31 protein-coding genes are annotated in these 19,498 nt (G+C 54.0%); 14 read left to right on the forward strand and 17 right to left on the reverse strand.

Going from position 1 to position 19,498, the window contains the following annotated elements; genetic code table 11:
- Positions 1 to 4 precede the first annotated feature (4 nt).
- Positions 5 to 1,150, forward strand: a complete 1,146-nt coding sequence (locus tag SynA1560_RS09280) for a hypothetical protein (protein ID WP_222930204.1) — start codon at positions 5 to 7, stop codon at positions 1,148 to 1,150.
- A gap of 172 nt (positions 1,151 to 1,322) precedes the next feature.
- On the opposite strand, the gene SynA1560_RS09285 is transcribed toward SynA1560_RS09280, so the two are convergent.
- Positions 1,323 to 1,700 carry a hypothetical protein gene (locus SynA1560_RS09285; RefSeq protein ID WP_370523145.1) on the reverse strand — a complete coding sequence of 126 codons (378 nt, stop codon included), beginning with the start codon at positions 1,698 to 1,700 and terminating at the stop codon, positions 1,323 to 1,325.
- Between the two features lie 82 nt (positions 1,701 to 1,782).
- On the opposite strand from SynA1560_RS09285, the gene SynA1560_RS09290 reads away from it, so the two are divergent.
- Both SynA1560_RS09290 and SynA1560_RS09295 read left to right on the forward strand, forming a co-directional pair.
- The gene (locus SynA1560_RS09290) at positions 1,783 to 2,022 is read left to right on the forward strand and encodes a hypothetical protein (RefSeq protein ID WP_186469034.1); all 240 of its coding nucleotides are present in this window, start codon (positions 1,783 to 1,785) and stop codon (positions 2,020 to 2,022) included.
- Positions 2,019 to 2,342, forward strand: a complete 324-nt coding sequence (locus tag SynA1560_RS09295; protein WP_186500281.1) for a hypothetical protein — start codon at positions 2,019 to 2,021, stop codon at positions 2,340 to 2,342. The genes SynA1560_RS09290 and SynA1560_RS09295 overlap by 4 nt, the downstream gene beginning before the upstream one ends.
- Before the next feature lie 141 nt (positions 2,343 to 2,483).
- Here SynA1560_RS09295 and SynA1560_RS09300 read toward each other — a convergent pair whose 3' ends face one another.
- Positions 2,484 to 3,407, reverse strand: coding sequence for a LysR family transcriptional regulator (locus SynA1560_RS09300; protein WP_186500283.1), 924 nt, complete (start codon positions 3,405 to 3,407; stop codon positions 2,484 to 2,486).
- Positions 3,408 to 3,489: 82 nt separating this feature from the next.
- Here SynA1560_RS09300 and SynA1560_RS09305 point away from each other — a divergent pair, with 82 nt between their 5' ends.
- A complete protein-coding gene (locus SynA1560_RS09305) occupies positions 3,490 to 3,948 on the forward strand; it encodes a hypothetical protein (protein ID WP_186469037.1) in 459 nt (152 codons plus the stop codon).
- A 207-nt stretch (positions 3,949 to 4,155) separates the two neighbouring features.
- Here SynA1560_RS09305 and SynA1560_RS09310 read toward each other — a convergent pair whose 3' ends face one another.
- Positions 4,156 to 4,440, reverse strand: coding sequence for a DUF427 domain-containing protein (locus tag SynA1560_RS09310; protein WP_186469038.1), 285 nt, complete (start codon positions 4,438 to 4,440; stop codon positions 4,156 to 4,158).
- Positions 4,441 to 4,548: 108 nt separating this feature from the next.
- The gene (locus SynA1560_RS09315) at positions 4,549 to 4,821 is read right to left on the reverse strand and encodes a hypothetical protein (RefSeq protein ID WP_186500284.1); all 273 of its coding nucleotides are present in this window, start codon (positions 4,819 to 4,821) and stop codon (positions 4,549 to 4,551) included.
- A gap of 145 nt (positions 4,822 to 4,966) precedes the next feature.
- Between SynA1560_RS09315 and SynA1560_RS09320 the strand changes: the two genes are divergently transcribed.
- Entirely contained in the window at positions 4,967 to 5,494 is a 528-nt protein-coding gene (locus SynA1560_RS09320) for a superoxide dismutase family protein (RefSeq protein WP_186469040.1), read from the forward strand.
- Between the two features lie 12 nt (positions 5,495 to 5,506).
- On the opposite strand, the gene dcd is transcribed toward SynA1560_RS09320, so the two are convergent.
- Positions 5,507 to 6,031, reverse strand: a complete 525-nt coding sequence (gene dcd, locus SynA1560_RS09325; protein ID WP_186471142.1) for a dCTP deaminase — start codon at positions 6,029 to 6,031, stop codon at positions 5,507 to 5,509.
- A gap of 107 nt (positions 6,032 to 6,138) precedes the next feature.
- Entirely contained in the window at positions 6,139 to 6,414 is a 276-nt protein-coding gene (locus SynA1560_RS09330) for a hypothetical protein (RefSeq protein WP_255476910.1), read from the reverse strand.
- A 66-nt stretch (positions 6,415 to 6,480) separates the two neighbouring features.
- On the opposite strand from SynA1560_RS09330, the gene SynA1560_RS09335 reads away from it, so the two are divergent.
- Positions 6,481 to 7,554: a DUF4145 domain-containing protein gene (locus SynA1560_RS09335; protein WP_186469041.1), complete on the forward strand. Its 1,074-nt coding sequence runs from the start codon at positions 6,481 to 6,483 to the stop codon at positions 7,552 to 7,554.
- 128 nt (positions 7,555 to 7,682) lie between these two features.
- Here SynA1560_RS09335 and SynA1560_RS09340 read toward each other — a convergent pair whose 3' ends face one another.
- The 3 genes from SynA1560_RS09340 to SynA1560_RS09350 all read right to left on the reverse strand — a co-directional run bounded on the left by SynA1560_RS09340 (position 7,683) and on the right by SynA1560_RS09350 (position 8,640).
- Complete coding sequence (locus SynA1560_RS09340) at positions 7,683 to 7,928, reverse strand: Nif11-like leader peptide family natural product precursor (RefSeq protein WP_186500291.1); 246 nt, start codon at positions 7,926 to 7,928, stop codon at positions 7,683 to 7,685.
- A gap of 174 nt (positions 7,929 to 8,102) precedes the next feature.
- Positions 8,103 to 8,372 carry a hypothetical protein gene (locus SynA1560_RS09345; protein ID WP_186469043.1) on the reverse strand — a complete coding sequence of 90 codons (270 nt, stop codon included), beginning with the start codon at positions 8,370 to 8,372 and terminating at the stop codon, positions 8,103 to 8,105.
- A gap of 52 nt (positions 8,373 to 8,424) precedes the next feature.
- Positions 8,425 to 8,640: a Nif11-like leader peptide family natural product precursor gene (locus SynA1560_RS09350; protein WP_186500293.1), complete on the reverse strand. Its 216-nt coding sequence runs from the start codon at positions 8,638 to 8,640 to the stop codon at positions 8,425 to 8,427.
- A gap of 279 nt (positions 8,641 to 8,919) precedes the next feature.
- Here SynA1560_RS09350 and SynA1560_RS09355 point away from each other — a divergent pair, with 279 nt between their 5' ends.
- Entirely contained in the window at positions 8,920 to 9,183 is a 264-nt protein-coding gene (locus SynA1560_RS09355; protein ID WP_255476911.1) for a 2TM domain-containing protein, read from the forward strand.
- A gap of 134 nt (positions 9,184 to 9,317) precedes the next feature.
- Here SynA1560_RS09355 and SynA1560_RS13975 read toward each other — a convergent pair whose 3' ends face one another.
- Positions 9,318 to 9,677 (reverse strand): hypothetical protein, encoded by a 360-nt coding sequence (locus tag SynA1560_RS13975; RefSeq protein WP_370523146.1) that lies wholly within the window; start codon positions 9,675 to 9,677, stop codon positions 9,318 to 9,320.
- Positions 9,678 to 10,112: 435 nt separating this feature from the next.
- On the reverse strand, positions 10,113 to 10,340 hold the full coding sequence (locus SynA1560_RS09365) for a Nif11-like leader peptide family natural product precursor (RefSeq protein ID WP_186469045.1): 228 nt from the start codon (positions 10,338 to 10,340) through the stop codon (positions 10,113 to 10,115).
- A 96-nt stretch (positions 10,341 to 10,436) separates the two neighbouring features.
- On the opposite strand from SynA1560_RS09365, the gene SynA1560_RS09370 reads away from it, so the two are divergent.
- Positions 10,437 to 10,844, forward strand: coding sequence for a YccF domain-containing protein (locus tag SynA1560_RS09370; protein WP_186500295.1), 408 nt, complete (start codon positions 10,437 to 10,439; stop codon positions 10,842 to 10,844).
- Positions 10,845 to 11,187: 343 nt separating this feature from the next.
- Here the strand turns inward: SynA1560_RS09370 and SynA1560_RS09375 are convergent, their stop codons facing one another.
- The gene (locus tag SynA1560_RS09375) at positions 11,188 to 11,364 is read right to left on the reverse strand and encodes a hypothetical protein (protein WP_186469047.1); all 177 of its coding nucleotides are present in this window, start codon (positions 11,362 to 11,364) and stop codon (positions 11,188 to 11,190) included.
- 144 nt (positions 11,365 to 11,508) lie between these two features.
- Here SynA1560_RS09375 and SynA1560_RS09380 point away from each other — a divergent pair, with 144 nt between their 5' ends.
- Together SynA1560_RS09380 and SynA1560_RS09390 are read left to right on the forward strand one after the other, a co-directional pair.
- Entirely contained in the window at positions 11,509 to 12,357 is an 849-nt protein-coding gene (locus SynA1560_RS09380; protein ID WP_186500296.1) for an NAD-dependent epimerase/dehydratase family protein, read from the forward strand.
- A 662-nt stretch (positions 12,358 to 13,019) separates the two neighbouring features.
- A complete protein-coding gene (locus tag SynA1560_RS09390; protein WP_186500297.1) occupies positions 13,020 to 13,478 on the forward strand; it encodes a hypothetical protein in 459 nt (152 codons plus the stop codon).
- On the opposite strand, the gene SynA1560_RS09395 is transcribed toward SynA1560_RS09390, so the two are convergent.
- On the reverse strand, positions 13,475 to 14,296 hold the full coding sequence (locus SynA1560_RS09395; RefSeq protein WP_186500302.1) for an SDR family NAD(P)-dependent oxidoreductase: 822 nt from the start codon (positions 14,294 to 14,296) through the stop codon (positions 13,475 to 13,477). The genes SynA1560_RS09390 and SynA1560_RS09395 overlap by 4 nt on opposite strands.
- Before the next feature lie 54 nt (positions 14,297 to 14,350).
- Positions 14,351 to 14,596, reverse strand: coding sequence for a TIGR03643 family protein (locus SynA1560_RS09400; protein WP_186469052.1), 246 nt, complete (start codon positions 14,594 to 14,596; stop codon positions 14,351 to 14,353).
- A gap of 491 nt (positions 14,597 to 15,087) precedes the next feature.
- Here SynA1560_RS09400 and SynA1560_RS09405 point away from each other — a divergent pair, with 491 nt between their 5' ends.
- The 3 genes from SynA1560_RS09405 to SynA1560_RS09415 all read left to right on the forward strand — a co-directional run bounded on the left by SynA1560_RS09405 (position 15,088) and on the right by SynA1560_RS09415 (position 17,034).
- The gene (locus tag SynA1560_RS09405) at positions 15,088 to 15,282 is read left to right on the forward strand and encodes a hypothetical protein (protein ID WP_186469053.1); all 195 of its coding nucleotides are present in this window, start codon (positions 15,088 to 15,090) and stop codon (positions 15,280 to 15,282) included.
- A 380-nt stretch (positions 15,283 to 15,662) separates the two neighbouring features.
- Positions 15,663 to 16,052: a putative quinol monooxygenase gene (locus SynA1560_RS09410; RefSeq protein ID WP_186469054.1), complete on the forward strand. Its 390-nt coding sequence runs from the start codon at positions 15,663 to 15,665 to the stop codon at positions 16,050 to 16,052.
- 214 nt (positions 16,053 to 16,266) lie between these two features.
- Complete coding sequence (locus tag SynA1560_RS09415) at positions 16,267 to 17,034, forward strand: GAF domain-containing protein (RefSeq protein ID WP_186500304.1); 768 nt, start codon at positions 16,267 to 16,269, stop codon at positions 17,032 to 17,034.
- Here the strand turns inward: SynA1560_RS09415 and SynA1560_RS09420 are convergent.
- Positions 17,022 to 18,227, reverse strand: coding sequence for a glycosyltransferase family 2 protein (locus SynA1560_RS09420; protein ID WP_255476912.1), 1,206 nt, complete (start codon positions 18,225 to 18,227; stop codon positions 17,022 to 17,024). The genes SynA1560_RS09415 and SynA1560_RS09420 overlap by 13 nt on opposite strands.
- A gap of 85 nt (positions 18,228 to 18,312) precedes the next feature.
- Complete coding sequence (locus SynA1560_RS09425; RefSeq protein ID WP_186469056.1) at positions 18,313 to 18,495, reverse strand: hypothetical protein; 183 nt, start codon at positions 18,493 to 18,495, stop codon at positions 18,313 to 18,315.
- Between the two features lie 215 nt (positions 18,496 to 18,710).
- On the opposite strand from SynA1560_RS09425, the gene SynA1560_RS09430 reads away from it, so the two are divergent.
- The gene (locus SynA1560_RS09430) at positions 18,711 to 19,181 is read left to right on the forward strand and encodes a lipocalin-like domain-containing protein (protein ID WP_186469057.1); all 471 of its coding nucleotides are present in this window, start codon (positions 18,711 to 18,713) and stop codon (positions 19,179 to 19,181) included.
- On the opposite strand, the gene SynA1560_RS09435 is transcribed toward SynA1560_RS09430, so the two are convergent.
- On the reverse strand, positions 19,171 to 19,431 hold the full coding sequence (locus tag SynA1560_RS09435; protein WP_186469058.1) for a hypothetical protein: 261 nt from the start codon (positions 19,429 to 19,431) through the stop codon (positions 19,171 to 19,173). The genes SynA1560_RS09430 and SynA1560_RS09435 overlap by 11 nt on opposite strands.
- Positions 19,432 to 19,498 lie beyond the last annotated feature (67 nt).

Here is a 19,498-nt window from a genome sequence, read left to right on the forward strand (position 1 = left end):
AATGATGATTTTGAGCCAGCAGATCCACAACCGGGTTGTGTTCATCTGTCGTGATGACGAAAGCGCCTGGAGACCAAGCGGCACGCATGGCGAGGCGATTGGTTCCTACATCACCAGAATCGATCCAATCACCAAGAAGCTTCGCTGCGAACGCTCACATGACAATTGCTTGAACAGCTTCAGCCATCGCAACGAAGGCCGATTGATTGAAGTGTCCAGCGAGGGAAGAGGCGTAATCGCCATCGAGACCCTCATACCTCCAGAAAGCACACTGGCGGTGGTGCGTCTGGTGACCTCAAATCACGAGCTTGATGTTCACCTCGTGGAAGGGGTGAATGTGGAGGATCTGAGGGCTTACAACTGGAGTTTGGAGGGCAAGGAACGCTTTCAGTTGTACCGCTGCCCCGAACCTCCACCACAATGGCGCAGCACTCCAGAGGAGTGGCGCAGCAGTCCGACCTACCAAGCGCATCAGCAAAACTTTGCTCAGAAGCTGGAGGAGGAGTTCGCTGCGGCGATCCAGGCTTTATCCATCCACATCAGTGCAGACGCTCAAAAAGCGTTTGACACCCTTATCACGACGGCTTGCCGCGACAATCCCGGCTGGTTCTGGGACATCCGCAAAGCCGCAGCTGTTTATGCCCTAACGGGCACATTCAGCAAAGATGCCCTCACTCGAATGGTGTATCTGGTGCAGGAGGTCATTGATCCTGAGTCCCTGCCGTTCAAGCTCACACCCCAGCAGACCATCAAAGCCTTATTCGATCACTGCAAACACGCAGCAGGAACACTCAGCGACGCAGAGATCTGGGAGACACAAACCCGCTGTGATCTGCTGTCCACCCACGAGCTCATGCGCATCGTGCAGATCAAAGCAAAGCACAAACCGTTTTTCTACCGATGGTTGTGGCGAATGAATGGCAAGCCCGATCCCGTTCTGATCGAAAACCCAGATCTCTACGAGCTCTTCCGTGAAGAGATCATCGGCGATCGCGACAGAGTGATGGCAGCATTTGGAATCAACGGTGCGCTCGAGGTTGACTATCGAGATCAGGTCATCAACTCAATGATGAGAGATGACGGTTGGATCCTGGAAGAAACCGACCGGTTTGAAGAAGAGGAGCAACGTCGGAATCGCAACATCAACTAATGCAACATCACGGATTGCGCCTAGTTTGAAACTCCAATCGTTTTGCGGCTGAAAGCCTGTGACGTCATGGATGGTCGTGTGCTTCTAAGTGTGATCGGAGCGTTGCTGCTTGCTGCAGCGGCCTACGAATACATGCTGCTTCAAGGTCTGGCGTCGGCTGCCTGAAGAATGATCAGGAGGTCTCTGTATCGCAGATGTACTGAATGATGGACGATCGCCTCTGGCGGAAATCGGGGTGGTCCGGATCCTCCACCTGCCACCACCAACGTCCATCGGTGTAACTGGGAACCCCCGCATTGTTCGTGCGCGGCAACTGAAGCGTGACACCGCGCCAAGTCAACAGAATCAAATCACCTGGCGAGGTGCCATCACTGATGTTGGGAATCGGTTCTGTTGTGGTTCCGATCGCATCGCGGCCCAAATGAACCACTTCCGCGGTGAGTCGATCACCATCACAGATCCATGCCGCCACCGCGGGCTCAGCCTCGCAAGCCAGCAAAAGCGGAATCAACAGCAGCAGTGTCAGCACCCCCCGAGAGAACCGATTCAACAGCTCTTGAACACGCTGATCCACAGGAGAACGCTGGAAACGTCAGAGTGACAGCGTCGCACTTCTGCGCAACACCGCCCCCATGCTTCCACCACTCATTCCGTTCTGTCCGATCAGTGCCGCCAAAATCGCAGGCCTGAAAGCCACCGTGCTGCTTCTGCTGGTGATGCTGATGAAGTCGAAATTGCTACGGGTGAAAATGTCATTGCTGGGCTCCTTCCTAGGGCTGATCATGCTGACGGGCTTTTTGGTGAGCACCGGTCTGCTGACTCTGGTGGCCGGCGGTGCCGTGGCTTACGCGGCAAGCCAGAAAAGCGCATGACGCCGTCCGCACCTGAGTCGTCGTCCAAACCAACCAACGCGCAGATCCTGGCGGCGTCCGCCGGCTGGGTGGCCGTAGTCTTGAACGTGATCCCTGGTCTTGGTGCTGGTTATCTGTACCAGCGACGTTGGAAGCCCTATTGGATCACCTCCGTGCTCGCCACCACCTGGTTTCTTGCAGGAGCCGTCCTCGGCCAAAACGCAGCACCAGATTTTGAGATTCGCAACCAATGGGTCGGACTGCTCGGCTTGATCGCTCTGGCTGGGGTCACTGCGGCTGAGGCCGGTCTAGCCGTGAAACGCGTGCGAGATGCCAACTGAAACCTGAGCTCAGTTCACAAACTTGGCGGATACCCCAGCGACAGGCGGAACACGCAGCGACCAAGGTTGGGCCTTCGGGCTTCGAGGGTCTTCATGGCGGGGACGCCACCCTCTGCCGCTGAACGTCCGCTCGCGTTGCGGTTAATCGGTCGACAACGCCGATCTCGACGTTTGTGCCTCGCGCACGAAACCAGCGATGTAGTCACATCGCAGAGATTCATCTCGGAGACCCAGATGGATCTGCTTTGCAATACCGTCCTCACCCAAACGAAGCACCACCAAATCCATCGATTCCGCGTAACCCTCAGCCAGCCAGCGCGGCAAGGCCGTTACACCCCGACCACAAGCCACCATCTGCAAGATCATGTCCGTTGTTTCAACACGCTTGTGGCAAGCCGGAGCGAGCCCAGCAGGCGTGAAAAAAGATCGATAGATATCAAGTCTTTCCAAACTGACGGGGTAAGAAAACAAGACCTCGTCTTTCAAGTCTTGTGGCTTCACCCATGACTGCGATGTCAAAGGATGATTGGCACACACCACAAGAACTTGTTCATAGTCAAAAACAGGTTCAAAACGGAGACCCTTCTTCAAAACAGGATCGGGCGTTACAAGCACATCAATTTCATGATTAATCAGTGCATCTAAGCCGCCAAACTGGAATTTCTGAATAACATCAATATCCACATCTGAATAGGAACGCAAATAGGGCTCAGTCACCCTCAGAAGCCACTGATAACAAGGGTGACATTCCATACCCACTCGCAAGGTCCCGCGAACACCAGTCGCAAATTGCGTTAGATGCATTTCCGCAACAGAGAGCTGAGGCAGAATTCGCTCACCTAACGACAACAGATAACGACCTGCTGAAGTGAGATGCAAGCGCCGGCCATCTCGCACCCAAATCGTCAGGCCAAGCTGTTTCTCAAGTTTTTTGATCGAGTGACTGAGCGCCGACTGCGTCAACGACAAAGCGTCAGCCGCAGCGGTCAATGATCCCTGCCGCTCAACTTCAACAATGATTTGAAGGTGCACCCTTTGCAGGGCATGCTCATGAGCGACGTTCATCGATCAATGCAGATTGCACATTTTACTTTTCAAACCTCAGCCTACAAACTGCTAACAACTCGCTCAGCTTGCATTCAGCACCATGACGCTGAACAGGTTTCCAAATCCAACGCTCACCGCTCGCCGACAACCAACGCTTGACCGCGAATCCCGGTGGTTTCAAGAGCATCGACAACTTCTTGAGGCTTGGGCGTGGCAAGGGTTTCAATCCCAAGGGGCAGGGTTGGTTGTCGTTCGTGCTACCACAAGCCAGTCTGGGCCCTGGCCTTGGAGCGATGAGCCCAGTCAACTCCGCCCTTCTTATCTCACCGGTTCCGATGCTGAAGCAGCGCTGGGCTGCCTCGGAGACGACGCCAGCAAAACGAGAATTACACAGGCTCTGCAGTCCTACGATCCCAACCGCGAAGCCATTGCCATGGTGTTATTCGGCCAACGGCCCATGGTTGTGCAACTCATGCCAAGCCATCGACACCCCCAGGAGGCGTTGAATCAACTGGAGCGACGTCAGCAAGAGTTCCTACTGCTCGACACCAACGCTTAGCCATGCCAAAGCATGACGTCAGCGATCAGACCATCGAATGTGAGATCTGCAGAACTGCAGGACCGTTGCACTACCGAGTTCGAACGCGCCTGCTGAAGACATGGACGTTGGTCTGCCCTACATGCTGGCCGACGCTGAAGTCACAGCCGGATTATCAATACGGTGGCACCCGTAAAGCCAACCGGCGAAGCCGCAGGCGCTGAAGCTTTAATGCACCTCAACACCCCTGCCACGGTAGAAAGCAAACCGCTCACGGATCTTCTCAGCATCCGGCTTCGGTGCGTCATAGCTCCAAACCACATTGCTGATCTCTTGACCGTCCACAACCACATCCCAGTAGCGGGCCTCTCCTTTCCAACCACAAACGGTGGTGTGCGTTGACGCGCGAAAAAAATCCGTACGCATGGCCTCGCGAGGAAAATACGGATTGCCATCCACGATCACGATGTCATCGCTCTCGGCAAGAACCGTTCCGTTGAAAATCGCCTGCATCATGCCTGTCAGAACTCGAATGATTGTGACGCAGGCATGTCCACATTCAAACCATGAGCTCGACGGATCGAGGGCATCACCCATTTCGCGAGAGCTTGGACAAACGAATCAGCCGGCTTTGAGATAAATCTTTCGACCTTTGGAGTCGACTTTGTAGCGACCACCACGCGGACCGATGTGAATGACCTCGGACGGCGAAGCAGCAGGCTGGCTTGGTGCTTCAGGCTCAGGCTCCTCAGAGCTGTTTTGAGAGGGTGCAGGCACATTTTGCTCAAGAGGATGAGCACGCAAATTTGGAGCAGCTTTGTAGATATTGAGTCCGAACCTTCGATACAGGAAGTCAGCAATTCGCATGACCGATCGTGAAACCATCAAACCCATTCTCCGGGGATGTCAAGGACAACGTTGTGTTCAGCCGAAGGACAAAGGCTCTCTTAAGGCGTTGCGGGAGCGATGCATCTCCATCGCTCAGCGTCCACAGCCACGCGCATGCCACCTCAGAATGATTGAAGTCAATCAGCACCACATGCATCGACTGGTCACCCTGCTTTCGTTGTGCTGCCTTTTGCTGTGGCCTGGAACCGCCATGGCAAACAACATCACGATCACGATGAACAGCATCAGTGATCAAGGCATCGGTGAGTCGATCGGAACCGTCAAGGCAGAGGACGGTCCCGACGGCTTGGTCATCAGACCCTCCGTTCAAGGGTTGCCTGAGGGCGAGCATGGTTTTCACCTTCATGAGGGTGAATCATGCGAAATCGCCCAGAATGGTGAAGGGATTGCTGTTGCAGGCCTCGCAGCCCTTGGACATTGGGATCCCGATCAGACCAACACGCACCAAGGGCCTTTCGGTCAAGGACATCGAGGTGATTTAAGTCGCTTGATTGTTGATGTGGATGGCGTCACACGCACCGATGTCGTTGCACCTCGACTGAACACCGCTGACCTCCGCGGTCATGCTCTGATCGTGCATGCCGGAGGCGATACCTATGGCGATACCCCTCCTCTTGGGGGTGGCGGTGCCCGAATCGCCTGCGGTGTGGCGAACTAGAACCACATCGGGTCAGAAGCTTTGTTGGCTCTGACCAGCGAAACGCCCTTGGTAGTGCTCCTCTCCGTCCAAAGTCTGAAAAATGAACTGACAGATTGCGGTGCCGGGATGCACAGCCAACGGAGCCGGCCCAAAATTACTCATCTCGAGCACTTGCTGACTATCAATGCCAGGGCCCATAAATGGTGCACTGATATGCACCATCAAGCCAAGCCGGGCAAACCGACTCCGTCCTTCAAGCCACCCACACAGTCCTGGGCTGAGGCGGAGGCGCTCCAAGGTGATTCCAAGAATCGTTTCGCCTGGCATGATCAGGATGTGATCGCCATCATTCACATCAATCTTGTCGGTGAATGAGCGGTAGTCGGTGTGTTCGTCCACATCGATCACTTCATGAACTTTGCGGAACACTCTGAAGCTGCTGGCCAAGGTGAGGTCCACCGAAGCGGGGCCAACCCTTGCAGGATCAAAAGGCGTGATGGTGATCTCACCACGGTCGATCGCTTCCAAAATGGCCTGTCGCCCCAGGACTGCCATACGACACGATGCAAGGGCACCCAGAGTATTGGGCTTCACAGCTGAGGGCGAGGTCAATCCAACGAGGCGTCCCTTGATCCACGCGGAACAATCTCGTTCGCAACTGATCAGCGTTGCTGCGATTCCCGGAAAGCCTGGAGTTTGTCCATGTCTTTGTTCTCGTCGATGGCGTAATCAGTGAGGATTAACGCCTTGCCAATCGTTCCAAGCGCGTATTCGATCCGATCCAGATCAGCGCGACCCTTGGCATCCAATCGCGCTGCGCGGATCACAGCTGGTGTGAGCTGGTCAGACAAGTGCTCGATTCCATCCGCAATGGAACCTGCTTGCAGAAGAGGATCAATGGAGTCCACGGAATCTCGCGACAGCGTCGCTGCATGCATGACAGCAATCATCCTGCAACGGATCACCGACTCTGACCGAAGATCATCGGGTGGCTGCTTCTGCTCATGTTCCTCAATGCCTTTGATCTGGAAACCAGCAACGGCGCTCGCAATCTGGAACTAAGGGCGGGCTTTTTCCCTGGGATGGGTCTGGATGTGGATCTGCTCGCGATCTCCGCCACTCGCCCAAACGAGGAGAACCATCACGGCATCCTGGCCATGGAGCTCCAAGACAGTTTTGGCTTCCAGCTTGAGAGAGTCCCCAAAGCGGTGGATCTCAGTGGCAGCCTGCTGAACAGCTGGGTCAGCCAACCGCTAGAGCTCCAGCCAGCTGCAACCAATCGAGGCGGTCGGAATCTCAACAGCCATTTCCAACGGGTGGCTGTCGTCGCCGCAGGCTTGAAAGCAGGTGCCCAAGCCAACGAACCATGGGATGCCTTCAACCGCCTGTTTTCACTGCTGGCGATCCTGCCGATGCAAGGCATTCGTTGCCACACCGTTGCTGCTCCTTTGTTTGGCCTCCACCCAACAAGCCGCGAGGAAACGCGCGACTACTCCAGGTTGCTGGAGCTCTGCCGCCAGGGCTTCCGACATCTGCCCGAGCTGCATCGCTTGATCCTGTTCGACAGTGACGATGCCGTCATGCGACCCCTGGGGCAAACCATTGACCGTGCCATTCAAAGGCAGGACCCGCATCACACGCTGATTGAACGTCCAGGTGATTCAGCAAGCCTTGATCATCTCCGTCGGCTACTGCATGGACTTCTGGAAGACGAAAGCCTCAAACCACTGCGAATCACCTCTGATCTCAGCGAACTTCTGCGGTTGCTGGAAAGCGATGAGTTCTCGCCGATCTCACTTGGAATGCACGCACGACGACTGATGGAGCGACTGGTCAGACATAACCTGCGAAGCCAAGGTGATGATGAACTGCGCGGGCTCAATCAAGGGATTCAGAAACTAAGGCTCTTAGGAATGGACCCATGGTTACTGAGTTGCATGCATCAGGTGAGAACCTTCGGGAATTGGATGGGCCACCCGCAGGATGCGGGTAGCAATCGGAGAATCGGGCAGCACGATGTGATCGCCATGCTGTGTTCGCTTCGACGCGTGCTGTCGGAATACCCATGGGTGAAATAGGGCAATCCTGCACTCTTCTATTGGACCCAACGGCTGCAAGCGTGACGGATCAGCATGGAAGCGAATTCTCAAAAATGTTGCCGGTCATGCAACAAATCAAAGCTTCATTATTTCGATCGGTTCAATGCTCAAATATTTTGTTGCGCACAGGTTCCACAACCGACTGACCACCAGAAAGACCTGCCTCCAGCACCAGCCACCTCTTCAAGCTCCTCTTCGCGAAGCTGGCTGATCTTGTCAGAAGTGAAATATTGACCATGATCTTTCGCGATAGCTACAACACCATCGGGCGATTTTGCCGCTTTGAGTATCTCCTGAAGGCGAGAGTCGACTTTGACCTTTTCAAGGAAGGCCTTGAGTTGCTCTTCTGACATGGGAAGACAAGCAGGCACAACTCCCTCTCAGCGACAAACGGCCTACCCGACTCAAACGATCAGGGTTGACCCACCCAAGAGTCGCATCCGCGACCTCCTCAAATCCATGCCAACACTGCTCACAACAGCAATCTTGGTGATCCATTCGATCGCGCCGGTCGTTGAACCAATCAATTAACGGTTGTGCCAGCGATTCCAGGCTCGCTGATGCCAGGGAGTGACATCACGCGGTGGTGGTGGATCTCCACGCTGACTGCGCTCCAACTGATCAATCTCCCGACGCATCTGCCGCAGAACAGGGATCAACAGAACTGCAGCAATCAACCCCACCACCAGAAGAAGAGGGATCAAGGTGATCATCCAAATCGTCGCGATCACCAACACACCCATTCCAAGCAGCTGCTGAAGCCACTGAGGCTGACTGCGGCCTGGAAGACGCTTCATTCACTCAAAAACCGATGGGTCGTGCCTTCAGCAACGTTCAGACAACGAAGTATTAATTGTATTCACCGGGCGTTTCCTGCTTGGAGACAGTGACACGACCCACTGTTTGCCTGGAGAAACGAGGCAACGCATCGCCTGCAAACTCGTAACCCAATTCAGCCGCGATCTTGGCAACATCATCGGCTGTCGCCGCAGCCAACACAAGAGCCTTGCGATTGGGATCGTCCTGCAGACGCACTAGAAATGTCCTCAGCTGTTCAAGCGCCATGGTTGGTCGCCACTGCAGTCCATCCATGCCCAAGCAAGGATGACTTCAGTTCCTACCCGAGCAGGATGAGGTGAAGCAGGCGCACCCAATCAAAGGTTGAGCACAGTCCCTACGCATCAGACAGCCATCAAGCAACTCAGGATCGTCAGCTGCTGAACAAACACACCCACATTTGTAGGAAGAGCAATGATCGTGCTCGATGATTCATTCCTGTAAAGCGCATTGAATTCACCTCATTAGCCATGGCAAAATCGGTAGGTAAATCATGACACTTAAATCATGAGCACTGAAAAGCTCAGAGAGGAAGCCCTCGCTCGCCTCAAGCATCGAAAAGGCCTGAAAAAACAGTTTCAAACCTATGTGATCACGAACCTCACACTGATCGTGATCTGGGCACTGTCAGGCCAAGGAGATTTCTGGCCGGCCTGGCCGATTGCATTCTGGGGTCTAACCCTGCTTTACCAAGCATGGTCGTTTGAGCATCCTGACAAACCAATTAGCAGCCAAGACATTGAGCGTAAAATGAATCGAATGAAGTCTTGAAACAACCCTGGTGTCACCACATCGGCTTAATGCTGATGAATGGCGGCTGACACAACACGTCATCGTCAGGCTCAATTTAATGTGAGTTGAGTGTCACCTCAGGTAAGACAATTTGCATCTCGGTGTCAGTCAATTCACTGTTCTGATGCTGTCCGAGCAGCATCAACAATGGAATACTCGATGCGTTCGTCCGAACAGCACAAACCTGCATAGAAGCGTTCTAATTCGTCATAAGCCTCGTTGTAATGGCTGTAGTGCCTGCGCGTGATTGCGTCCTGTTGGCCGTCATCCCGCACGATTCTGATCAACTGAATGGGCTCGGGCATCACGGCATCCGAAGAGGAACGAACACAGATTCTGGAGTCCAAAACATCTAGACGACGCTTCGGGTTCTGCTTCAGCAGGATCTTTGGCAACGATTGACTGGCGATGCAACCTCGCTGCGCGAGATCTTGGATGTGGCAACGACGTGAGCGCCCATCGCGTTCACGCATGCTATGGCCAAGACCTATTGCTGATCCAACCTCACATCCAGAGGGATCTCAAAGGGGAGTAAGTGGTGCATGGTCCACAAGCTCGACGACGTCCGGATTGACACAGAAGGGGCGGATCTGGTGGTTGAACTGGAAGCCGAATCAGAACTCCACCTCCAGCATCTGCTTGCAAGGGTCGCTGCGAATCTCGGAGAAAAACTTGGGATAGACACCATCCCAGCAGGAACCAAAAGGGCAAGCGACCCCGTCTGATTGACAGCGATGGATCCACCCTGCTGGCCTGACCCTGCGATGCCGGCGACAACTCCCATCAGGTTCTCGATGATGGAAATCTCGATGAAATCTTCACCGGTTTGGCATGTCTGCTCGTCCTTCCTGGGGTGTCGACCAGCGTGGCCATGGCAGCACCTTGGCCATGGCCTCGATCTGTTGCGTTCAGTAGTAACGGCCTGGATATTCCCCAGGATGATCGACGCGAGTGACACGAACACCGGGTGCATGTCGACCCGACAGCATCAACAGATCACTACCCGAAACGGCGTAACCAAGCTCCTGAGCCAACAAGGCCACCTCATCCGCGGTCACCGCAGCCTCAACCTTCACCTGGAGCACGGGGTCACGTCCCAAATGCTCCAGGAAACGTTGAACGGGCGTCTTGGTCACGAGGGCTAGTCGATCAGAGAATCTCTTTCATCTTCGCCTCTCAAAAAGAGCGGGATCAAACGGAGCCAAAGTGGAGCTGCACGCGGTATCGCAGGCATGATCAGTTCGCTGCTCAACATCCTTTGGGTGGTCCTGGGCGGCCTGGTCATGGCACTGGGCTGGTGGCTCGCAGGTCTGCTCTGTGCCATCACCACCGTTGGACTGCCCTGGGCACGGTCATGCGTTGTGATCGGGCGTTTCTCGCTCTGGCCGTTCGGCTACGAAGCGGTCAACCGACTTGAACATTCCGGACGTCGCGATCTGGGAACAGGTCCACTGGGATTGATCGGCAATGTCATTTGGTTCCTGGTGGCGGGATGGTGGCTTGCCATCGGCCACCTGTCTTCGGCACTGGCCTGCTTTCTCACCATTGTTGGGATCCCCTTCGGAATTCAACATCTCAAGCTCGCGTTGATCGCCCTGGCGCCAGTGGGAATGACCGTGATTCCCATCAAACGCGTGTGAACCAAGAATCACAGTTGCCCATGGGACTCAAACCGAAAAAACAACATCGAGCGCAGCAACGTTCAGGCCATGAATGCATGGACTTGTTCGAACAGTCAGCTCTTCAGAGTCCACAGGGGCTGAAAGACATGGATGATGTCCACTCCATCCAAGCCATCGCATCGACCATGAGCCTTTGCCAGAACTGCGAATAGGCCGACGCCGAAATGATCGTGTTGGACGGCAAAGCCTTTTCTACGGTGATTCGTTTTTGCATGCCAAGCAGCTGACGCTACAAGACGCCCCTCCCAAAGAGCAGCACTCTTGCCGTCTTGCAACCGCATTCCGACAACACAGTGATTGACTATCCCCGCCGCTCTTCGTCAGTCAGATACTCCTCAACGATGGGAGAACAAGCGCCACTCTCAAGAGCCGAGATCTCTTTCTCAATGTTGTCGATGAACAGCTGATTGCCATTGCGGCGTGCCACTTCCAACACGATGCGCAATCGCTCCAGTTGAGACTGCTGATCTTGGTCCACTTCACTGACACGCCCTTGACCAAGCCAAGCATGGCGAACACAGCGTCAGCATCCACGAACACAAGAACGCCTGAACGGTAGGCACCGCTGCACTGGATCAAGGTCAAGAGCTGTAAACATTGCTTGACTAATGAGGCGAAGAGCATGCGGTTTGGAGTGATTGGTTGTGGCTATGTCGGCATGGACACGGCCATTCGTCTCAAGTACGCCAACCATCACGTCATCGCTACGACGCGTTCCAAGGCAAGGCTTGGAGAGTTGCAAGAACTTCTGCATGGCGCCCACCTGCTAGACATCACTGAGCCCGACTTGGATCTGAGCTTTGCAGATTCGCTTGACGGGCTACTGATCAGCGTGGCACCCACCATGAAGGGTGAGGGATACAGCAGTGTGTTTGCTCGGGGAATTCGGAACCTTACCCACGCGTTGCGTCAACGACCAAGACAAAAATCCCTCCACATCACCTACATCAGCAGCGCCGGTCTTTACGGAGACCAAGGGGGTGCATCGGTGACAGAGGACTCAGCAGTGGACACCCACTCTCCTGTGAATGCATTGCTAGGAGCAGCTGAAGAGCTTGTGCTGGATCTCAGCAGCAACCAATTCAAAATTTGCATCCTGAGGCTCGGCGGCATCTATGGCCCTGGGCGAGACATGGTGTCCATGATTCGACAAGCGGCTGGTCAGCAAGTGCCGAAATATGGAAACGCAGTCACTGCCTGGAGCAACATTGTTGATATCACGCGAGGAATTTATTTTGCCTATGAGAACCAATTGGAAGGGATTTACAATCTTGTAGATGACATGCAGCTGAGCCGCCGTGAACTCTCAACGATGATTTGCGATCTCGACGGCCTACCACCTGTGATCTGGAGTCATACCCCATCACCAAACGAAAGGAATATGAATGCACGCGTCTCCAATGCAAAACTGAAGAATGAAGGGTTTCAACTGATTTCACCGTCAATGCTGATCCCTACAACGGCTCCATAGCATTATCACCAATCAAGCCATCGATTATTCAATCATCAATTGCTCACAAATACAGCAATTCGTGCCATCGCATACAGCACCCTAACAGGAAATATTGACATAATTTGTACATAAACGGTAGGGGCGATGCAAGTTCAAAACATCGAAATTTTTCAATGCACCAGTCACGATTCAGGGACCGCTTTCTTCAGTGACCCTCTCCTTTGCGATGAAACGTTGATCGCTGAAGTCAAGCCAAGTCTCCATTCTGATCTTTACTGCCATCGCAATCAAACAGACCAGCTCATGGTCCTGCGCGGCAGTCTTGACTTAATGATTTTGCAAAACAAGACCTTCAAATGCATCCATCTCTGCGACTCTGAGCGTCTTTGGGTCAGGATTCCGCCCTTCATCCCCCATGCAGCGATCAACCGGACCAGTGAAAGCGTGATGTTGGTGAATGCCGTTCGACGCCATGGTCCAGTTGATTCCCGCGATTACAAACCCAGACCGATACCCAATCTCCTCAAGCAAGAGTGGCAAAGGCTCCAAGCGTTGTAAGTCACAACTGAAGGTGTTGTGACGAGCCCTGGAAACCGCATGGGGACGACGTCATGATCAAATCCAGCAGATCGGAGTTGATCTCGATGCCAGCATCTCTCCATCAGCAGGATCGCGTTGTGTTGCGTCCGAATCGCCTCCAAGGCGTCTTGATCCTGCTATTAGCGATCGGGGTTGGCCTGATGTCGATGGCCTTGCTAATCGAGTTTCCCTTGGCCGGGCTCGGAGGCCTGGGCATCAGTGGCTTTGGCCTCAAATGCGCCCAGTCACGGTTAAGACGAGGTGCAACGTGGATAGAAATCGATTCCTTTGGGTTCAGATTATGCCGAAACTATCGGGTGCAAAACTTTGGCTGGGAGGAGGTGGATCATTTTGAAATCCGCTCCAATCAAAACGCCGAATGTTCGACGATTCCGATGCTTTGGATGATTCCCACGGATAACGAAGAAGCAGTACACATCCCAAGTTGTTTCGGGAAACGTCTTGACGAAATGCTCGAACTCGTCAGCCATCATCACAACCGCAGCCAAGCGCTCATGGCCAATCTGAAGCGATTTGAGACGACTCTCACAACCCATTAACCAATCATGCGTTTGCGCACCAAGGCATCCCAAAGCGTCGTTGGCATAAAGCGTTGTACCAACACAGACTCCGACTCACGTCCGCATCGGTAGCGCGCTTTCGGATGGTCAGCTTCTAAAGCCGTCGCGATCGTGTTAGCCACAACATCCGGAGAGGACCCCTTTCGGAACCCCTCGGACCATCCTGCGGAAACCTTTCGCATCATTGATCCCCAGATCGGGTCGGCACAATGCGTCTGCATAGAAGCATCAGCCACTGATTCAAAGCCTGTCCGAATCAGACCGGGCTCCACCAGCACCACCTGAACGCCAAAACGATGCATTTCAAGTCTGAGCGCATCACTGATGCCTTCAAGTGCATGCTTGCTTGCGCCATACCAACCCGCGCCAGGCGTAACAAACCGACCCGCAATGGATGACACGTTGACAATGCGCCCACAGCGTTTCTCCCGCATGGGTGGAAGCAACAGCTGCGTCAGACCCATCAGCCCGAACAGATTCACCTCAAACATCTCGCGAACCTGATCCAGCGGCATGGTCTCCACAGGCCCGACATCGCCGAAGCCCGCATTATTCACAAGCGCATCTAACCCTCCAACTCGGCTTTCAATGGCATCAGCCAATTGACGCCGGGAGGCTTCTGAGGCGATGTCCAATGGCAGAACTTCAGCACCACGCTGGCGCAGCGATTCCATTCTCTCGAGACGACGGGCAGCCGCAATCACCCGCCAACCACGATCAATAAGTCGATGCGCGCTTGAAAGACCAATGCCGCTGGATGCCCCAGTGATCAACGCAGTGCGACTGGAGCGCGTCATGACATCAGTGGGTATTCCGTCAGTCTGACGCCAACCCAAACAGCAGCGCCGCGATCAACGCTGACACGCCGCTTTGAAACGATCCGATTGATTGGTGCGTCCATGCTTGCTCTTTCGGCCAGACACACGCCGCCGCCAGGCTCGAAAGGATGCAGATTTGAGTTCCGTGCGCATGAGCGCGATCACCGCTGACTCAGACAGTCCAAATTGGAATTCAATCGCTTCAAACGGAGTGCGATCCTCCCAGGCCATTTCGATCACCCTGTCGATGTCCTGAAGCGATAAAAACTGGGAAGGCATCGATCTGGAATCAGGATGGATTCTGTGTTCGTGGCACTTGGAAGGCAGAGCTTGAAGGATCGGTTGCTGTTGAACCGGATCAAGGTGTCTTCGACGGCTGGTACCAGAGGCCGAAATCCGTTGCAAGGTAACGAAACTCTCGCGACGACGAGGCCTCGCTGGAGCAACGACACCAATCACGGCCAACGACACCGCTGCTATTGAGAACGAGTTGCACCAATCCAAAAATCATGCTTTATTGCAAGTGAATCTCAAGTGCAAAACCATGGTTCGACTGCATGGCGATCGCAGCTCTCTCCTCAGTGCATTGATATGGTCGACTGCGCGGCACAAGCACAGTCCAGAACCGATTCATCCATCTCCAGCGACCAACCGCAACCTTGACCCTTCAGACGCGAAAGGTCCGAAAAATTGACAAAGATGCAGCGTTCTTAAGGCAACGCTCCTAGTGTCAGTTCAGCAGAAATTCGTTCTCTCGGAGGAATTGCGCAATGGCTGATGGCAAGCACAAGTTTGAGGAGTACGAACTCCCCTACAGCACCAACGAGAAGCACTCTCCCGACGAATTCGACCCCAAAAAAGATGCGGGCGTCAACAACCCTGAGAGCCGTCACCGTGACAAGGTGCTCGATCAGATCTGTGACACGCACCCTGGCTCCCCCGAGTGCAAGGTCTTCGACGAATAGTCGGAGCCGGTCGATCAAACCCCACTCCTGGAGTGGGCATCCTGGACTTCAGTGAGTCGTCAGTGACCTGTCGACGTGAGCTCTTGTTGATGTGTTCAGAGCTGCAAATCAAGAGCCGACATCGACCGCAACGGTTTCGATATGGCACCTCGGTTTGCGATCAGATTCTGCACACCTCGCACACCACCCGTGATTCCCCTCGGGCCCATTGCTTGTCGTCAATCTCAACAGAATTCAGACATCCCTAAACGGATCCACAGCAGTAGATCCGATTTTCGCGGTGATGGGCGAACTGTCAACATCCTGCAACAGCCGTGGTGATCGACGAAATCATCCAAAGCACACCTTGACCCTGGTCAATCAACGCACCCCAACGATTCATGACCACGTTTAACGCTTCCACCCCGTTCTTGCTTTTGGCACGCATTCACATCAAGTCCGATTGCGTCGATGCCTACCTCGAACTCGCCAAACAGACGGATGCAGCCGTGCAAGCCAGTGAACCGGGGATGCTTCATCACACCTTTGACCAGGATCCAAGTGACCCTCAATCATTCGTGTGGTCTGAGGTTTACGCCAACGATGCAGCCTTCGAAGCACACGTCAGCAATCCTCCAGTTCAGGAGTACCTCCAAAAGCATGCGGAATTGGGGGATGGATTCAGCATCGAGGTGTACGGAACGGTAGGGCCCGAATGCCGGGAGTTAATGCAATCCTTCGGATTGCCCCTCAAAATCTACGAAAGCCGATTGGGATACAGCCGCGTTTAAAGAAAACAACGTTCCAAGGCGGCCCAAATCGGTTCAACCCTGCGGCAACAGTCCTTACGGATCAGTGATAAAAATTCCAAGTCACACCATCGCTTGAAACAAAATCAACGAAAAATCATCGAATCTTTACACACCAAGAGCTTTCGGATGAACTTCCATTGCCACTTGAGCAGATTGCAATGTCCAGACATAACTTGAAGAAAAGGCTCGTCCGATGCAACCAGCGCTCATTCCTAAGAACGAGCAGGAGCGCTTGAAAGCCCTCAGTGAATACAGGATTCTTGGAACTCGACCTGAGCAGTCCTACGACGACATCACGCGAATGGCATCCTTGGTGTGTCGCACGCCGATTGCCTTGATGAGCCTTGTCGACTCCAACCGACAATGGTTCAAATCAAAAGTGGGAATCACATCAGACGAAACACCACGCGATTGGTCGTTCTGCGCCCATGCCATCCATACGGACCAACCGTTGATTGTCAACGATGCACTCAACGACGAACGATTTGTCGATAATCCTTTGGTTTGCGGGGATCCCAGAATCCGCTTTTATGCTGGATTTCCACTGAAAAACGACCAAGCTCACCGCATCGGCACGCTATGCGTCATCGATCGAATGCCAAATCATCTCTCTGAAGATCAGCAGCAGATTATGGAAGCGTTAGCACGGCAAGTTGTGGTTTTTCTCGATCTGCGCAAGCGGTCGATCAAATTACTGGAATCTTTCTGCAGAGAAAATAAACCCCCAGGAATGATCTCCACTTGCAGCTACTGCCGCAAAGCCAAAGATGAACAAGGGCAGTGGATTTATCTTGATCAATTCCTCTCTCACCGCACCAATCTGAATTTCTCCCATGGAATTTGCGACTGCTGCATGGAAGAGCATTTTCCTGAGGTGATCGAAGCCTGGAATGCAGGACTCAACACCGCAGAGCACTTATCAGAATCCAACGAACGCATGCAACCAGGTCATGTCAGCTGACGTCCTTTCCAAGTCCAACCACGACCTGTGAGCGTGCGCCACACAGACACTGGGCCAATCGCACCAACCAGCAAGCCCCCGGCTCCCATCAGCCACCAATAGCTGATCGGCATATCAAAACGCTGGCGGTTCCATCGTCGGATCAGGAATTGTTGAACAATCGCCGTCATCGAAAGACTCGCAGCAACAAACCACCAGACAGCCTGGGAGGGCAACAACCCCAGTAGCACCACGGACGCGGGCAGCAGCAACCAAGGAAGGCTGAACATCAGCACCACCACAGCGGAAGCACCAAGCGCCTTGATTGGATCACCATCCAGTCCCAACAACCAGTTTTTGGTCCATCCCTCCCAAAGCGAAGCAAGGTCGAAATACATCCGCAGATCCACAGCATCAAGACCAAGCAGGTACCGCAATCGCAACCCCTGTCGCTTGATGAGGCGCGCTAACGCCAGATCCTCCACCACTTCAGCGGCTAGACCTTGGTGGCCGCCGATCTGCTCGTAAGCGCACCGCCGAAACAGCATGAAGGGGCCTGCTGCAAAGGCCACATCCGAATCAGGATCGTTCGCTGCTTCGATTGGAAAACCAAGCCCCAACAGACTGGCCATGATCGGTTGCACCATCCATTCAGCAAGGCAGTCACAACGCAACCGTGGAGCGAGGCTCAGCAAGTCAGCCTTGTCGCGAATGGCTTGACTCAAGGCGCGGTGCAGAGCCTGCGGTTTGAGCTGAACATCAGCATCGAGAAAGAGAATCCACTCATCCTGAACCTGCTGCATCGCACGAGCGCACGCCCAATTCTTGCCGACCCAACGCTCACCGACCGGACGCGGCCCAGCCTGCAAGAAATCAAACCTGGAGGCATTGGGATCCAGTGCTGAAGCTGTGGCTTGGGCTTGTTCAACCGTGTCATCGGTCGACGCATCATCGACCAGCAACACATGCCAATGGCGACAGGGAGTGGCGCTGCGCAGAACACTGCTCAGGCATGGCCCGACGTTCAGAGCCTCATTAAAAGCAGGAATGACAACGCAAAGCGATGTCTCGGGCACCTCTCTCTCAGACGCAGGTTGCAGTGACGGTGCTGAAGAAAAGACACGCATCAAGCCAAGCTGCAGGATCAGAAGCCCGATGCAGCCAGCCAGCAAAGCGGCAATCAACAGCAATGCAAGGGAATGCAGCGGAGTCAAGTGATCGGCGGCAACAACTATCCCAGCAAATCACCAGGTGGATGTTGGCTTGCACTGGCCCTGGCAGATCGAGGGATTGATTCCTTCAGTTGAGCAGCACAGCTCCCGTCGCCAAGAGGTCTTGCCGGCAGCGGCGCAACCCCTCCCGGCTGACATGAGCCACCTGGGCACAACCATTCATCCAAAACGGAACCGCAACCAAATCGACGGAGTTTGCAATCAGCTGAACATCAGCACTGGAGCGCTGATGACGCAATGAGGCGGGCATGGAAGGGTTGCGAATGCAGGCATGACACCGCAGCGTTCATCAAGCAGGTGTGTGATTAGCGACCGATTGAACAGACCATCAAAACGATGGACGATGAACGGTAACCATGGCAACGGTTCTCAGACTGAATTGGAAAGAATCAGCCGAATCACCACGCAAGGTGGGTGTGGAGGTAGAACACCATTGTTAGGTTCAGCCGAGGTCCTGACAGTGTTTTGAGCCAATCCTCGACGCAACAGCGACAACTCGTCCCGGGCTTATCGATCCACGGAGCCTGGCAGCTGGTGAGCTACGAAGTGGAAGTTAAATCCAGCGGTTTGATGTTCAATCCAATGGGTCAAAAACCGAGTGGCTACGTTATTTTCACCCCCGAAGGTCGTGTTTCATTCACGCTGACAGCAGAAAATCGGCAAGCGCCTGAGAGCGTCCAAGACAATGCCGATTTATTCAACAGCATGATCGCTTACACAGGCACCTTTCGACTCAGTGGCAATCAATGGGTGACCCACGTGGATGCTGCCTGGAACCCTCAATGGGTCGGCACGGAACAAACCCGATATTTTTTAATTGAAGGTGACAAACTTGTTGTTCAAACACCCTGGCGTGTGATGCCGAACTGGCCCGACAAAGGTTTAACGCGCAGCATCGTCTGCTTCCAACGCTGTCAGAGTAACTTCAAGAGTTAACGGAAGGGCTTGTGGTGCCCCCGCAATCATGGCGGGGCTGATACCCCTGAGATTCCGCCAAGTAGCGCAGGTACACGATCTGACGCCGATCGGGCAGACCTGCAGCAGCAATAAGACCTAACCAACCAAAGATCAGACCAGCCCAAAACCACTTCGTGCTGCTGCGGGCTTTCTGAGCAGCAATTGTTTTGGCAAAACAAGCGCTGACCACATGGGTCACAACAACAACGACAGGAAGCAACCAGTCCATCCAGCACACAACAACACGCCTCCAAGGGGGTAGCCATCCAAATCGCGGTTGTCAGCCTTCATGCAAT

The organism is Synechococcus sp. A15-60, from assembly GCF_014280095.1.
Lineage (GTDB): Bacteria > Cyanobacteriota > Cyanobacteriia > PCC-6307 > Cyanobiaceae > Synechococcus_C.